This is a genomic window from Paraburkholderia sp. BCC1886, from assembly GCF_900996245.1.
In the GTDB taxonomy this organism is placed as follows: Bacteria; Pseudomonadota; Gammaproteobacteria; order Burkholderiales; family Burkholderiaceae; genus Paraburkholderia.
The window spans coordinates 51,559-66,294 of sequence record NZ_CAAJGK010000047.1 but is presented as its reverse complement, the minus strand read 5'-3'; the positions used below and the strand labels follow the sequence as shown (position 1 = coordinate 66,294).

General features: G+C 64.4%; 15 protein-coding genes. 10 read left to right on the top strand and 5 right to left on the bottom strand.

Annotation, left to right across the window (positions count from 1 at the left end; genetic code table 11):
* Nucleotides 1-103 precede the first annotated feature (103 nt).
* From FQ746_RS16280 to FQ746_RS16255, 6 genes are all read left to right on the top strand, one after another.
* Nucleotides 104-1,090, top strand: a complete 987-nt coding sequence (locus tag FQ746_RS16280) for an ABC transporter permease (protein ID WP_144110394.1) — start codon at nucleotides 104-106, stop codon at nucleotides 1,088-1,090.
* A 20-nt stretch (nucleotides 1,091-1,110) separates the two neighbouring features.
* Nucleotides 1,111-1,893, top strand: a complete 783-nt coding sequence (locus tag FQ746_RS16275) for an ATP-binding cassette domain-containing protein (protein WP_144110393.1) — start codon at nucleotides 1,111-1,113, stop codon at nucleotides 1,891-1,893.
* 31 nt (nucleotides 1,894-1,924) lie between these two features.
* Complete coding sequence (locus tag FQ746_RS16270; RefSeq protein ID WP_144110392.1) at nucleotides 1,925-3,151, top strand: ROK family transcriptional regulator; 1,227 nt, start codon at nucleotides 1,925-1,927, stop codon at nucleotides 3,149-3,151.
* A gap of 338 nt (nucleotides 3,152-3,489) precedes the next feature.
* The gene (locus tag FQ746_RS16265) at nucleotides 3,490-4,059 is read left to right on the top strand and encodes an RNA polymerase sigma factor (protein WP_144110391.1); all 570 of its coding nucleotides are present in this window, start codon (nucleotides 3,490-3,492) and stop codon (nucleotides 4,057-4,059) included.
* Nucleotides 4,059-4,862, top strand: coding sequence for an anti-sigma factor domain-containing protein (locus FQ746_RS16260; RefSeq protein WP_144110390.1), 804 nt, complete (start codon nucleotides 4,059-4,061; stop codon nucleotides 4,860-4,862). The genes FQ746_RS16265 and FQ746_RS16260 overlap by 1 nt, the downstream gene beginning before the upstream one ends.
* A gap of 160 nt (nucleotides 4,863-5,022) precedes the next feature.
* Nucleotides 5,023-5,718, top strand: a complete 696-nt coding sequence (locus FQ746_RS16255) for a TetR family transcriptional regulator (RefSeq protein WP_144110389.1) — start codon at nucleotides 5,023-5,025, stop codon at nucleotides 5,716-5,718.
* Between the two features lie 6 nt (nucleotides 5,719-5,724).
* On the opposite strand, the gene FQ746_RS16250 is transcribed toward FQ746_RS16255, so the two are convergent.
* The 3 genes from FQ746_RS16250 to aroQ form a co-directional block, all read right to left on the bottom strand.
* Nucleotides 5,725-7,119: an MFS transporter gene (locus FQ746_RS16250; RefSeq protein ID WP_144110388.1), complete on the bottom strand. Its 1,395-nt coding sequence runs from the start codon at nucleotides 7,117-7,119 to the stop codon at nucleotides 5,725-5,727.
* 63 nt (nucleotides 7,120-7,182) lie between these two features.
* Nucleotides 7,183-8,067, bottom strand: coding sequence for a shikimate dehydrogenase (locus FQ746_RS16245; RefSeq protein ID WP_144110387.1), 885 nt, complete (start codon nucleotides 8,065-8,067; stop codon nucleotides 7,183-7,185).
* Nucleotides 8,064-8,519 carry a type II 3-dehydroquinate dehydratase gene (gene aroQ, locus FQ746_RS16240; protein ID WP_144110386.1) on the bottom strand — a complete coding sequence of 152 codons (456 nt, stop codon included), beginning with the start codon at nucleotides 8,517-8,519 and terminating at the stop codon, nucleotides 8,064-8,066. The genes FQ746_RS16245 and aroQ overlap by 4 nt, the downstream gene beginning before the upstream one ends.
* A gap of 298 nt (nucleotides 8,520-8,817) precedes the next feature.
* Here aroQ and FQ746_RS16235 point away from each other — a divergent pair, with 298 nt between their 5' ends.
* From FQ746_RS16235 to FQ746_RS16225, 3 genes are all read left to right on the top strand, one after another.
* Nucleotides 8,818-10,701 (top strand): bifunctional sugar phosphate isomerase/epimerase/4-hydroxyphenylpyruvate dioxygenase family protein, encoded by a 1,884-nt coding sequence (locus FQ746_RS16235; RefSeq protein WP_144110385.1) that lies wholly within the window; start codon nucleotides 8,818-8,820, stop codon nucleotides 10,699-10,701.
* Between the two features lie 171 nt (nucleotides 10,702-10,872).
* Nucleotides 10,873-11,205 (top strand): hypothetical protein, encoded by a 333-nt coding sequence (locus tag FQ746_RS16230; protein ID WP_144110384.1) that lies wholly within the window; start codon nucleotides 10,873-10,875, stop codon nucleotides 11,203-11,205.
* A gap of 154 nt (nucleotides 11,206-11,359) precedes the next feature.
* A complete protein-coding gene (locus tag FQ746_RS16225) occupies nucleotides 11,360-11,626 on the top strand; it encodes a hypothetical protein (RefSeq protein ID WP_144110383.1) in 267 nt (88 codons plus the stop codon).
* An 86-nt stretch (nucleotides 11,627-11,712) separates the two neighbouring features.
* On the opposite strand, the gene FQ746_RS16220 is transcribed toward FQ746_RS16225, so the two are convergent.
* On the bottom strand, nucleotides 11,713-12,042 hold the full coding sequence (locus FQ746_RS16220; protein WP_144110382.1) for a hypothetical protein: 330 nt from the start codon (nucleotides 12,040-12,042) through the stop codon (nucleotides 11,713-11,715).
* 113 nt (nucleotides 12,043-12,155) lie between these two features.
* The gene (locus FQ746_RS16215) at nucleotides 12,156-12,911 is read right to left on the bottom strand and encodes a response regulator transcription factor (protein WP_144110381.1); all 756 of its coding nucleotides are present in this window, start codon (nucleotides 12,909-12,911) and stop codon (nucleotides 12,156-12,158) included.
* Between the two features lie 400 nt (nucleotides 12,912-13,311).
* Between FQ746_RS16215 and FQ746_RS16210 the strand changes: the two genes are divergently transcribed.
* Nucleotides 13,312-14,616, top strand: coding sequence for an MFS transporter (locus tag FQ746_RS16210; RefSeq protein ID WP_144110380.1), 1,305 nt, complete (start codon nucleotides 13,312-13,314; stop codon nucleotides 14,614-14,616).
* Nucleotides 14,617-14,736: the final 120 nt, after the last annotated feature.

Genomic DNA, 14,736 nt, shown 5'->3' with positions numbered 1-14,736 from the left:
GGCCGCAACGCAGCGCTCCGCTCGAGAGGCGGAGTCGCCGCGCGGCCAGGCCGCATGTCGACGCGCTCACGCGTCGACACGCTCAGCTCCGAGGACTCTCATCATGTCGACGCCATCCGTGCCCGCCGTCCCGTCACGCAAGCTCTCCGAGCGCCTGCCTTCGCTCGCCGAAATCGGGCCGCTGATTGCGCTCGTGCTGGCCTGCGGGTTTTTCATTTCGCAGAGCAACCGCTTCCTGTCGTTCCAGAATCTCTCGCTGATCCTGCAGCAAACCATGGTGGTCGCCGTGATCGCCATCGGTCAGACGCTGATCGTGCTGACCGGCGGCATCGACCTGTCGTGCGGGATGGTGATGGCGTTCGGCTCGATCATCATGACCAAGTTCGCGGTGACGCTCGGCGTGCCGCCGGTGCTGGCGATCCTGTGCGGCATCGCCGCGAGCACGCTGTTCGGCGCGCTCAACGGCGTGCTGATCACGCGCATCAAACTGCCCGCGTTCATCGTCACGCTCGGCACGCTGAACATCGCCTTCGCGCTCACGCAGATCTATTCGAATGCGGAAAGCGTGTCGAATCTGCCGGACGCGATCATGTTCTTCGGCAACACTTTCAAGCTCGGCCCCGCCGATGTCACCTACGGCACCGTGCTGACCTTGCTGATGTACCTGGCCACCTGGTTCGTGTTGCGCGACACGGTGCCGGGCCGGCATCTCTATGCGCTCGGCAACAACGCCGAAGCCGCGCGGCTGATGGGCCTGTCGTCACAAAAAATTCTGCTGACGGTGTATTCGCTGGCGGGCGCGATCTACGGTATCGCGGCGTTGCTGTCCGTATCGCGCACCGGCGTGGGCGATCCGCAAGCCGGCCAGACCGAAAATCTCGACAGCATCACGGCGGTGGTGCTCGGCGGCACGAGTCTGTTCGGCGGACGCGGCTCGATTGTCGGCACCTTGCTCGGCGCGCTGATCGTCGGGGTGTTCCGCAACGGCCTCACGCTGATCGGCGTGTCGTCGGTGTACCAGGTGTTGATCACCGGCATGCTGGTGATTCTCGCGGTCGCCGCCGACAAACTGTCTCATCGTCGCGGTTGAGCGTTCAACAGGAGTTCGTCATGTCGACACCTACCCTGCCGGTTCTTCAGGCGCGCGGACTGGTCAAACGCTACGGCAACGTCACCGCGCTCGACGGCTGCGATTTCGAAGTGCTGCCCGGCGAGATCATGGCCGTGATCGGCGACAACGGCGCGGGCAAGTCGTCGCTGATCAAGGCGCTCTCCGGCGCGACCGTGCCCGACGCCGGCGAGATGCTGCTCGACGGCAAGCCGGTGAAATTCCGCAGTCCGCTGGATGCGCGCGCGCAAGGTATCGAGACGGTCTACCAGGAACTGGCGGTCGCGCCCGCGATGAGCATCGCCGAAAATCTGTTCCTCGCGCGCGAGCTGGTGAAGCCCGGCTGGCGCGGCAAAATCTTCCAGATGATCGACAAGCGCCGCATGCTCGTGGAAGCCACCGCGCACATGAAGGACCTGCAAATCGGCATCCGTTCGATGCGCCAGGCCGTCGAAACGCTCTCGGGCGGTCAGCGCCAGGGCGTGGCGGTTGCACGCAGCGCGGCGTTCGCGCGGCACGTGGTGATTCTCGACGAACCCACCGCGGCGCTCGGCGTGAAGGAAGGCAACATGGTGCTGGAACTGATCCGCCGCGTGCGCGATCGCGGGCTGCCGGTCATCCTCATCAGCCACAACATGCCGCACGTGTTCGAAGTGGCGGACCGTATTCATATTCAGCGGCTCGGGCGGCGGGCGGCGCTGGTCAACACGAAAGACATCCACATGTCGGACGCGGTGGCAATCATGACGGGCGCGAAAGAAGCGGACGTCAAGGCGATTGCGTGATGCGCTCGTCTTCCTGACCGGTCGCGCGACGATGTCGACTCCGCGTGTGCGCTCGCCGCTCGAACGCTCGGTCGGTTCGAACCAGGTCGGCATGCGGCAGTTCAACGAACGCATCGTGCTGCAGGCCATCCGTCTGCATGGGCCGCTGCCGAAAGCGGACGTCGGCCGTCTGACGCGTCTGTCGATGCAAAGCGTATCGACCATCGTCGAGCGTCTGATCGACGATGGGCTGCTGGAGAAACAGGCGCGCGTGCGCGGCAGGATCGGTCAGCCGTCCGTGCCGATCGCGCTGCGCGCCGAAGGCGCGTACACCGTCGGCATCAAGGTGGGACGGCGAAGTCTCGACTTGCTTGCAATGGATTTCGCGGGCCACGTGGTGTGCCGCGAAGTGCTCGAGTACGACTACCCCGATCCGCGGACTTTGTTCGCCGCGCTCGACGAAAAACTCGCGCGCGTGAACCGGACGCTCGGCGCCAGGGCCGATCAGGTGGTCGGGGTGGGCGTCGCGGCGCCCTTGTGGCTCGGCGGCTGGCACGACTTTCTGGGCGCGCCGCCCGAGGCCTTGCAAGCGTGGCACGAGATCGATCTGCGCACGCGTATCGCCGGGCTCACCGGCTTGCCGGTCGAGTTCGCGAAGGACACGACCGCGGCTTGCGCCGCCGAACTCGTGATGGGCCAGGGCCGGGCGATCCACCATTTTCTGTATCTGTTCGTGGGCACCTTCATTGGCGGCGGCCTCGTGATCGACGGACGTCTGCATAGCGGACCGCACGACAATGCCGGTGCGGTCGGCTCGATTCCATTGCGTGAAGGTGGATCGTCCCGGTCCGCGCAGCAGTTGCTGCATGCGGCGTCGGGCTTCGTGCTGGAACAGCTGTTCCGGGACGCTGGCGCACCGGCCGCTGCCGCGCACGATCTGCGCGCGTTGTCGCCGGCCTTGTGGGCGATCACCGAGCAATGGCTCGATCGCGCGTGTCCCGCACTGGCCGCCGCGCTCACCAATGCCGCTGCTTTGCTCGATCTCGAAGCCGTGGTGATCGACGGTGAACTCGACCGGCAACTGGTGCGCGAGATCATTCGCCGTACCGGGCGCGTGCTGGATCGCTACCAGTGGGAAGGGATGGTGCGCCCGCAACTTCTGGAAGGCACGATAGGCGCCGACGCACGCGCGATGGGTGGCGCGATTCTGCCGCTCTATGCGCATTTCGCCCCGACGCACGAGCTCTTTCTGAAGCCCGCCCTGGAGGCGGTCTGTTAAAAAAGAAGCGGGCTCAACCAGACCCAGGGCATGGCCGACTTTCGAGATCGACCCGCGCCCGGACCTGGCGATAACGAGCCCGCCCCAACATGGTCCATGGGCCCGCGAGCGATGGTCTCCCTGCTCCGCGTGGCCCCGCTGCCGGCAGTTCAAATGCATGCCCGTGCAACGACCCCCGTCCCCGCACACACCCCAGTGTCCGTCGGCCGGCAAGCCCGGCCCTGCAGCCATATACGTCGTCGCGGCAACCGTGGATGCACCCCGTGGATAAAAAACCTCATATAAGGTCGCGAAGAAATTGCGTAACATAGGCCCGCAAGTTCACCCTGACTTCCTCCATGACCGCCAATCCTCGAGAACTCACGCCGGAAACCCTCGCCGCGCTGCTCGAACGCGTCGCCAAAGAAGACGGCGCAGCACTGCGCGAACTTTATGATCTCGCCGCACCGAAACTGTTTGGCCTCGCGCTCCGTATATTGAGCAGACACGAGTGGGCCGAAGAAGTATTGCAGGACAGCTTCGTCAATATCTGGCGCTTCGCCGGCGATTACCGCCGCGCGCTCTCGGCGCCAATGACGTGGATGTCCGCAATCGTTCGCAACCGTGCTCTCGATCACCTGCGGCGGGTCAACTCGCAGGAAACAGAATGGAGCGACACGTTGGACGATCTCGTGGCAAGCGGCGATCCGGATCCCGAGGCGCTGACCGCGGTCAGTCTGCAGGCTCGCCTGCTGGCCGGCTGCATGCAGCAACTCGACCCGGCGCAACGGCAAGCGGTTGCACTGGCCTACCTGCGCGACCAGAGTCATAGCGAAATCGCCGACGTGCTGGCGGTGCCGCTCGGCACCATCAAATCGTGGATCCGGCGTGGCCTCGCCAAGCTGAAGACCTGCCTGGGAGGCGAGTGATGAATCTCGATCGCTATCCACAACTCGTCGATCTGCTGGCCGCCGAATACGTGCTGGGCACCTTGCGCGGCGGCGCACGGCGGCGCTTTCAACGCTATGCGGAGCACGATTCGCTGGTGCGCCGCGCGGTCGACGAATGGCAGCGGCGTATCTCGCCAATGGCCGAGCTCACCGAGCCGCGGATGCCGCCGGCCACTGTGTGGGAAGCCATCGAACGGCGCCTCGACCTGAGCGCGGCACGCGAAGCCGCACGGCCGCGCATCGTGGGCGAACGCGCGGGCGACCTGACGCCGACGCCGGCCCGTCCGTCCCGCGGCCTGTTCGAGAATCTTGCGTTCTGGCGCGGCTGGGCGATCGGTGTAACCGGCTTCGCCGCGGTCGCGGCGGTGGTCGCCGTGCGCTCGCTGCTGCCGTCCGGCACCGCGCCGGTTCAGGTGGCGAGCGTCGCCGGGCAACCCGCCACTTCCGTTTCGCATGTCGCCGTGCTGAACGACAAGGAAGCGCATCCGGTCATGCTCGTCGCGTGGGACGAAGCCCGTTCGACCATGACGCTGCATCCGCTCGGCAAGGTCGATCTGCCGGCCGGCCGGGCGATGGAACTGTGGGGTATTCCGGCAAGCGGCCATCCGGTCGCGCTCGGCATGTTGCCCGACAGCGCGAACGGCAAGGTCACGGCCGGCGTGCAGAAGCCGGAAAGTTACGCGGCGCTGGCGGTCTCGATCGAAGCGCCGGGCGGCTCGCCAAACCCCAACGCGCCGAGCGGCCCAGTGGTGTTCTCCGGCAAGCTGTTGCCCGTGACCTGAGCGCGCCAGCGTCTCCATTGCAAGGATCGTGACGTGGCATCGGGAACCGCGCGGCCTTCTGTCCGCGCGGTTCTTCAAGCGCCGCAGCCTTGCGCGGCGCGGTGCAGGCTCGCGGTTTTTGCCATGCTAGAATGCGCCGTCACTGCCGCTCGATTACACAATGAAAAAGGGAAGCAAGGCCGCCGAGCCTGATACCAACGGCATCGCGTCCGATACCCCGCGCCCCGACGTGCGGCGCAAGTACGATCCGGAACAGACCAAACGCAATATTCTCGACGTCGCCACGCAGGAGTTTTCGGCGATGGGTCTGACAGGCGCGCGCGTCGATGCGATCGCGGAACGCACCAACACCACCAAACGCATGCTGTACTACTACTTCGGTAGCAAGGAAGGCCTGTATCAGGCGGTGCTGGAAAAAGTTTACGGCGACATTCGCGCGCTCGAGCAGGACCTGCACGTGACCGAGCTCGATCCGGTCGAGGGCATGCGGGCGCTGGTCGAATTCACCTTCGACTATCACGACCGCCAGCGTGACTTCGTGCGCCTCATCAACATCGAGAACATCAATGACGCGAAGTACGTCGAGAACATCAAGACTTTCAAAGGCCGCAACGTCACGATCATCCACACGATCGAAGACCTGCTGGCGCGCGGCATCGCGGCGGGCCAGTTCCGCAGCGACATCGACGCCATCGACCTGCATCTGATGATCAGCTCGCTGTGCTTTCACCGCATCGGCAATCGCCATACGTTCGGCACCGCGTTCGGTCGCGACCCGTCGCATCCGCGTTTGCGCACGCGGCATCGCGCGATGATCGTCGACAACGTGCTGCGGTTCGTGCGCAAGGACGCCTGACGCGGGTCAGTCCACCAGCACGATCCGCTTGATATCGCCGACGATAAAGATGTACGACAGCGCGCCGACCAGCGCGATGGCGCCGATGAACACCAGCGCGCCCACGAACGATCCGGTCGCCGCCACGATGAAGCCCACCACCAGCGGCGTCACGATGCCGGCGAGATTGGCGGCGAAGTTGAAGATGCCGCCTGTCACGCCGAGCAGGCCTTCGGGCGCGATGTCCGAGACCAGCGTCCAGCCGAGCGCGGCCATGCCCTGCGCAAAAAACGCCACCGACAGGATTGCGATCACCACCACGTTGCTTTCCACGTAGTTGGCAAGAATGATCGTCGAGGCGAGCAGCAGGCCGGCAATGATCGGCAGCTTGCGCGCAACGTTCGCCGACACGCCGCGACGCAGCAGCCAGTCCGAAAAAATCCCGCCGAACATCACGCCGATCGACGCGGCAATAAACGGCATGATCGCGAAGAAGCCGATTTTCAGCCACGCCATATGACGTTCGGTGGCCAGATACGTCGGGAACCACGTGAGGAAAAACACCAGCGTCGAGTTGCCCGCGAACTGACCGAGGCAGATGCCGGTGAGCTGGCGATGCTTGAGCAGGCGGCCGATGGTGCGCCATTCGAAGCCGCTTTTCGCCGGCGTAACCGCTTCTGCCTCCGCTTGCGTTGCCGGTTGCGAGGCGGTGGCGCTTTTGCTGTGCGTCAGGCCACCGCCCTCGGCGATGTAATCCAGTTCCGCCTGATTGACGCTCGGGTGCTCGTGCGGCTCGCGATAGAAGCGCCACCAGATCAAACCGAATACCACGCCCACGCCGCCCACCACGTAGAACAGCGAACGCCAGCCGAATGCGCCCATTAGCATGAACAGAAACGGGCTGAAGAACGCGAGGCCGATATATTCGCCGACCGTGTACGTGCCGGTCGCCATTGCGCGTTCGCTCTGCGGGAACCACGTGGCGACCACGCGGCTATTGGTCGGAAAACACGGCGCCTCCGAAACGCCGAGGCCGAGCCGCAACGCGAGCAACGCGCCCATGCCGTGCACGAGACCCTGTGCGAGCGTGCATAAGGACCAGAAAGTCATCGACAGGAAATACGTGAGCTTGCTGCCGAAGCGGTCGAGAAACAGACCGCCTGGAATCTGCGAGGCCACGTAGCTCCACGAAAACACCGAGAACAGCAGGCCCATTAGCGCAGCGTTGATACCGAGTTCTTTGGTCAGTTGCGGCGCGGCGATTCCGAGCACCGTACGGTCGAGGTAATTGATCATCGTGCCGATGGCGAGCAGCGCGAGAATCTGGAAGCGGGCTTTCGAACGGCGAGTCGTGCCTTGTGCAACGGCTTTGTGTGCAGCGTGCTGCGCGCCGGTCGAGCCGGATGGAACGGGTTGGGGCATGGCGTGCTCGTCTCCTCTGTGAGTTATCGACCCGGCTGCGTCCAGCGCAGGGGTCGTGCAGCTTTAGCGTGGCAGCAACGACTGGAAATGCGTGTACACGCGTTCGGCGTCCGGTTCGAGGCCGGTAAAAATGCGCATGGCGTCGACCGCCTGATACACCGCCATGCCGCCGCCGCTCAGCGTGCGGCAGCCGAGCGCTTCGGCGGCCTGCAACAGCGCCGTGCGGATCGGGAAGTACACGATGTCCGCGACCCACAGATCGCGATGCAACAGTTCGACGGGCAACGGGAGCCCGGGCAGCTTCGCCATGCCGGTCGGCGTCGCGTGGATCAGGCCGTTGGCGGCGGCCAGCGAATCGGCGAGCGACGTGCCGGTGCTGATCACCGAGTCGGGAAAGCGATGCTGCAACTCATCCGCCAGCGACGCGGCGCGCGCGGCGTCAACATCGAACAGCGTGAGCGTGCGCGCGCCCATCGTCAGCGCCGCGTGCGCGACGGCCGCGCCCGCACCGCCCGCGCCGAGTTGCACCACGCGTTCCAGCGAGACGTCGGGCAGACCGCGCCGGAACGCACGCGCAAAACCGGACCAGTCGGTGTTATGGCCGATCCGCTTGCCGTCCTTGAACAGCACGGTGTTGACCGCGCCGAGCGCACGCGCGTCGTCGGAGAGTTCGTCGAGCAGCGGAATCACCGCCTGCTTGCAGGGATAGGTGATGTTCAGGCCGTTGAAGCCCATGCGTTCGGCGGCGATGAGCAGGTCCGGCAAAGCGGCGCTGTCGAGCGACAACGCTTCGAGGTCGATGCGCCGGTAAACGTAATGCAGTCCGAGACGGCTGCCCTCTTCCTCGTGCATCGCTGGCGTCAGCGAGCCGCCGATGCCGGCGCCGATGAGTCCGACCAGGAAAGAACGAGGCGTCGCCTGGGCGTGAGTTCGTGCGGGTGTGCTCATCGTGCCGCCTTCCTGTCGAGGAGGGTCGCCATCCGTTCCAGCGCGAGCACGTAGCCCTGCGTGCCGCAACCGACGATGATGGCTTCCGCCACCGCCGACACGTACGAGTGATGCCGGAACGCTTCACGCCGGTGGACATTCGAAATATGCACTTCGATCACCGGCTTTTCGATCGCGGTCAACGCATCGGCGATCGCCACCGAGGTGTGCGTATAAGCCGCCGGGTTGATCACCACGCCATCGATGTCCGTGCGCGCGGCGTGCAGCCAGTCGATCAATTGATGCTCGGCGTTCGACTGGCGAAAGTCGATCGACAGGTTCAGCCGCTCGCCCGCCGTGCGGCAGAGCGCCGCGACGTCGTCGAGCGTTTCGGCGCCGTAGATGGCCGGCTCGCGTGTGCCCAGCAGGTTGAGGTTCGGTCCGTTGAGGACCAGTACCGACGCAAAACTCATGACAACACTCCTGCGAAGTGAGCGGCGCCGCTTGACGGATAGTCGGCGGGTAGTCCGCAGATAGTCGACGGATGGGTGCGCGAACCTGTGCGCGGCGGCGGCTCTTTTAACGTCGCCGAAGTGTGCGCGCATTGACGCCTCACGTCAGTGGGGGTTTCTACGAATTTGTACCATCTAGTTAGTTTGTGTAGACTCACGACAATCCCGGTTATGGTGGGGCAATCTGGTCTGCGGCTTGCTTAAGCACCCGGACACCTGCGCGGCTCCACCGCCGTTCACTGTTTTGCAGGAGTCGTGCATGCAACACTCGATTGCCACCGTGTCGGTGAGCGGAACCCTGGTCGAGAAGCTGGCCGCCATTCGGGCGGCGGGTTTCGAAGGCGTCGAAATTTTCGAGAACGACCTGCTGGTGTTCGACGGCTCGCCCGCCGACGTGCGCCGGATTGCCGACGACCTCGGTCTGAAGATCGTGCTGTTCCAGCCGTTTCGCGATTTCGACGGTGTCAGTCCGGAGCGACTGGCGCGCAATCTCGAACGCGCGAAGCGCAAGTTCGACGTGATGCATGAACTGGGCACGGACCGCATTCTGGTGTGCAGCAACGTGTCGCCCGACACCATCGGCGACGATGCGCTGATGACCGACCAGTTGGGCGCGCTGGCCCGCGCAGCCGAAGCCGCCGGGGTGATCGTCGGTTACGAGGCGCTGGCGTGGGGCAAGCACGTGAATACCTACCGGCATGCATGGAAGCTGGTCGACGCGGTGAATCACCCCAACCTCGGCCTCGTGCTGGACAGTTTCCACACACTTTCACTCGGCGACTCCGTCGACGGGATCGCCGACATTCCGGGTGAGCGCATCGCCTTCGTGCAGATTGCCGACGCGCCCAAGCTCGCGATGGACGTGCTCGAATGGAGCCGCCATTACCGCTGCTTCCCCGGTCAGGGCGACTTCGACCTCGCCGGTTTCACCGCGCAGGTCGTCAAAACCGGCTATTCCGGGCCGCTTTCGCTGGAAATTTTCAACGACGGTTTTCGCGCGGCGCCGACCACGGTCACCGCCGCGGACGGCCATCGCTCGTTGCTGTTTCTCGAAGAACAGACGCGTGCGCTGCTCGCGAGCCAGAATAATCCCGCCGGCGACCTGTATCGCTCGCCGGCCGCGCCCGCGCACGTGGGCTACCAGTTTCTCGAATTCGCGGTCGACGCGACGACGCGCGCGCAACTGGTCGACTGGCTGGGCAAGCTGCACTTTCGCCAGGCCGGCCAGCATCGTTCGAAAGACGTGACGCTGTTCCAGCACGGCGCGGCGTCGATCGTGCTGAACGCCGAACCGGATTCGTTCGCCAACGCTTTTTATCAGCAGCACGGCCTGTCGCTGTGCGCGTCGGCCTTTCGCGTCGATGACGCGAAGCAGGCCTTCGAGCGCGCCGCCGGGTTCGGCTATGCGCCGTTTTCCGGGCAGATCGGCCCGAACGAACGGGAATTGCCGGCCGTGCAGGCGCCCGACAGCAGCCTGAACTATTTCGTCGACGAAACGCCGGAGCAGCCCACGCTGTTCGAAGCCGATTTCGTGCTCACCGATATGAACGGACCGAGCGAAGTGGGGCCGCTCAGCCGCATCGATCACGTTTGCCTGTCGGTGCCGGCGCATTCGCTCGATACCTGGGTGCTGTTTCTGCGCACCGCGCTCGGTTTTCAGGCCGAGGCGAGCGTGCTGGTGCCGGACCCATACGGACTCGTGCGCAGCCGTGCGCTGCGCAGCCAGGACGGCTCGGTGCGTATCGTGCTGAACGCGTCGGTGGATCATCACACCGCGGTGGCCGAAGCGTTGCACCGGTATCACGGCTCGGGGCTGAATCACGTCGCGTTCAGCACGGCCGATATTTTCAGCGCGGTGCCCGAGTTCGTGGCCGACGGTTTGCCGGTGCTGCGCATTCCGCGTAATTACTACGACGACCTTGCCGCCCGTTATGCGCTGGCCGAGCCGATGCTCGAAGCGCTGCGCGCGCACAACATCCTGTACGACCGCGATGAGCGGGGCGGGGAGTTTTTCCAGGCTTACACGGAACAGCTGGATCAGCGCTTCTTCCTCGAAATCGTCGAACGGCGCGGCGGGTATGACGGCTACGGCGCGGCCAATGCGTCCGTGCGACTGGCGGCGCAGGCGCAGCGGCGCAAGTAGGGGGCGGGTGGGACAGGGCTCGGCGATGGCTCGGCCAAGCTGCTGACGACGCGGCGGAACAGGCCGGGCACGCGGTGTGCAGCCCAGATTCGGGCTAGTTCGCCAGATCGATATAATGGCGCCTGATTGACGGCCGGCTGCAGGCCGGCCGAACAAAACGCCTGGAGAGATATGAAGAAGTTAGCCGTTGTCCTGTCGATTCCCCTCCTTCTCAGCGCCTGCGCGTATTTCCAGAAGAACCCGGATGCCGGCGAGCCCGTCACGGACTCGAACACGCAGCGCTCGGTCAACGACGTCGTGGCCTGCATGACCCAGCTCGCCACCAAACACGACGCCGCCTTCAAGTCCACCGCGATTCCGCAAGGCCAGATGCTCGACTTCGGCGATTCGAACATCGTCAAGGTCCGCAGCGACAACGGCGCGACCACTTACTGTTTCTATGCGGGCAAGCGTCACGTGAACAATCTGTGGATCGAAGCGGCGGGCAAAACCTGCGCCCCATAAAGCTTCAAGGCGGGCAGGCGCCGCTCGACGTGATATTCGGTAACGTGTCGGGCTGCAATGTTGGTGTCATGGTGTTACAGGACAATGCGGTCTTAAGAATCGTTTAAGACTTCGTCCGCATCATCCCCCGACACGAACCCGCACAAGGTGCGACATGAACCTGCCCAATGACAACACGAACGTGACACAGGCGACCACGCCTGCCCGGCGGCCCACTATCCTGCGCCGCCTGCTGAGCCATCACGAACTGGCGACGCTGCTGCTTCTGCTGCACGCGCCGATCGACGCCTCCGCGAAACCCGAGATTCCGCAACTCCACGAAGCCGGCCTGATCGAAACGGTCGCCGGCGACGCCGGCGATTCGCACATCCGCCTGACGCCGGAAGGTAATGCGGTGCTGCGCGGACTGGGCATCAGATAAATCGACGAGCCGCTAGACATCGGCTAACCCGTCGGGCTTTTGCCCGCTATCGGCCTGCCCTCCGCACCCGCCCCGCTGCACCTGAATCAGGCTTGCCACACGCCATACCCCGCCTCGCGCAGCCCGATTCCCAACTCCACCTCCATCTCCTGTGCGGCGCCGTAAGGCATGGGATTGAACACCTCGTATAACTCGGGCACGAGCCGCAGACCGTAATCGCGTACATAGCGATTCGACTGAATCCCGGCCTTGTGCCGGTCGAAGCGCAAATCCGGGTCGAGTCCCGTCATGCCCACGTAGACGCACGGTTTGTCGAAGCGATAGTCCGGGTTTGCACGGCGAAAGCGCGCTTCGTTCCAGACCCGGTCGTCGAGCGCGACGACGTAGACGTAGTAGTGATGCCTGCGACGGACCATGGGCGGCGGCTCAGTGGCGCGCTGGCGCCGGTCTGAACGGTTTCAGGGATGATAAGTGCCGTCGATTATAGGGTCCGGGGTCGCCACCCGAACTGCGCGCCGCCCGAACCCGCTCAGGCCGCCTGCTTCTGCTCGACCGCTACGGCGAGCGGTAGGGGCACCGTTTCCACTGCGGTTTCGCTTTGCCGCAGATGCAGCAGCCGGTAACCGCTCTTGTACACCGGTTGCAGACGAAATTCGTTTTGTGGCTCGATTTCGAGCAAACACCTTAGACGTGAGACATGGCTGTCGATGGTACGGGTGAATTCGCGAAACTCCCGCCCCCAGACCATCGCGAAGATGTGGTCGCGCGACATGACGCGACCGATGTTGGAAAAGAACAGCGCGGCGAGCCGGTACTGGGTGCCGGACAACTGGACCGGCTGGCCGCGCAACGTCACGATCTGGCGATGGGTGTCGAACCGGTACGGTCCGACGTCGAAGTTCGTCGTGCCGAAACGATCGGGATAGGAGCGCCGCAGCAGCGCTGCGACCCGCTCGCGGAATTCGGCCGGGCGCAGCGGGAGCACCACGTAGTCGTCCGCGCCGCCGGCGAGCGCGCGCACCATGCTTTCCTCGGTACTGTCGCGCGAGACGAAGACCACCGGCAGCCGGTCGCTGCCGACCGCGCGCACCGAGCGCAGCACCTCTGCGCCGGACAGGCGCATGCCCTGCCAGTCCAGCACCAGCAGATCCACCGTGGACCGGGCAAGCGACTTCGACATGGCAAGGCCGTCGTCGTAGGCGAGGCAGGTATGGCCCGCGCTCATAAGGATCTTTTCGATCGACTGACGCATGATCGGGTCACGCTGAAGAATGGCAATGCGCATGGAACACTCTTAACAAATAGCTCCGACGCATTCTCAGAGTCGCGCCCGTTTCGTCCCATAGGAGCAATCCTAAATTGCACGCGCTTCGGCTCTTCCTGACCGATGGACACCAACTTTCCTACACGCGGACGCCCGCCATCCGCGGGGCAGCGCCTTGACGGTTCTCAAAAAAACGACGCCAACCGGAACTTTCTTCAATCTAATTAAGCACTTCCCGAAACAAATCGCTTTCATCCTGTAAAATCGCGACCTTGGCCTCCGTCGTCAGCGCCTCGACCCTACCCGGGCCGACGCGCCGGTGTCCTTCGCTCTACCCAGCGCCAGCCACACTTCCCGCCTGACGACCGCCGTATGTCCGCGCACTGTCGCGCGGCTTCCAATTCAAGAAAACGATCTGGCAATGCAAGCGACAAATCTGGGTGGAGCGCAGGCTGTCACCCCACGCCCTCTTGGGCGCAGCGATTACAAGACACTCGGCCTCGCCGCTCTGGGCGGCGCACTCGAGTTTTACGACTTCATCATCTTCGTGTTTTTCGCGCCGGCCATCGGCCAGCTGTTTTTCCCGGCGGCCATGCCGGACTGGCTGCGTCAGGTGCAGACTTTCGGCATTTTTGCCGCGGGTTACCTGGCGCGTCCGCTGGGCGGCATCATCATGGCGCACTTCGGCGACCTGTTCGGCCGCAAGCGCATGTTCACGCTGAGCGTGCTGCTGATGTCGGTGCCCACGCTGATGATGGGCCTGTTGCCCACCTACGCGAGCATCGGCGTGATGGCGCCGGTGTTGCTGCTGCTGTTCCGCGTGATGCAAGGTGCCGCGGTCGGCGGCGAAGTCCCGGGCGCGTGGGTGTTCGTTTCCGAACACGTGCCGCAGCGGCACGTCGGCTACGCGTGCGGCACGCTGACGGCAGGCCTCACGGCCGGCATCCTGCTCGGTTCGCTGATCGCCTCCGCCGTGAACCGCAACTTCGCGCCGGCGGAAATCTCCGCTTATGCATGGCGCATTCCGTTCCTGGTTGGCGGTGTTTTTGGCATGTTTTCGGTGTATTTGCGCCGCTGGCTGCACGAAACGCCGGTTTTCGCCGAACTCAAGCAGCGCAAGGCGATCGCCGCGGAAGTACCGCTCAAGGCCGTGTTGCGCGACCACGGCCGCACCGTGATCGTGTCGATGCTGCTGACGTGGATGTTGTCGGCCGCTATCGTCGTGGTCATCCTGATGACGCCGACGCTGTTGCAAAAGCAGTTCCACATTGCACCGGCCACCGCTCTGCTGGCGAACTGCGTCGCGACGCTGTGTCTGACCATCGGCTGCGTGCTGGCGGGTTCGATTGCCGGGCGCATCGGCGCGGGACCGACGATTTTCGTCGGCGGACTGGCGCTGGCCGTGACGTACTACGTGCTGTTCCAGCAACTGGCTGTCGATCCGTCGGTGCTGGTGCCGCTGTACGCGCTGGCCGGACTGTTCGTCGGCGTGATCGGCGCGATTCCGTTCGTGATGGTCAAGGGCTTCCCGGCGGTCGTGCGGTTCTCGGGCATTTCGTTTTCGTATAACGTTGCCTACGCCGTGTTCGGCGGACTCACGCCGATCGCCGTTTCGCTGATGATGAAATCGAACCCGATGGCCGCGCCGATTTACGTCGCCGCCATCTGCGTGCTTGGCGCGCTGACCACGTTCTTCATCAAGGACGCGCAGCCGGCGACGCGCTGAATGCGTTTGGCTGGCCACGGTGCGGTGCGCCGTGGCTGGCGGTTTGGTTCGTGGAGCGTGCGGCGCGCTTCCGGGGCGAGCGGGTCGCGCCGGCTAATAGCCATAGCCACACGCAGCCAC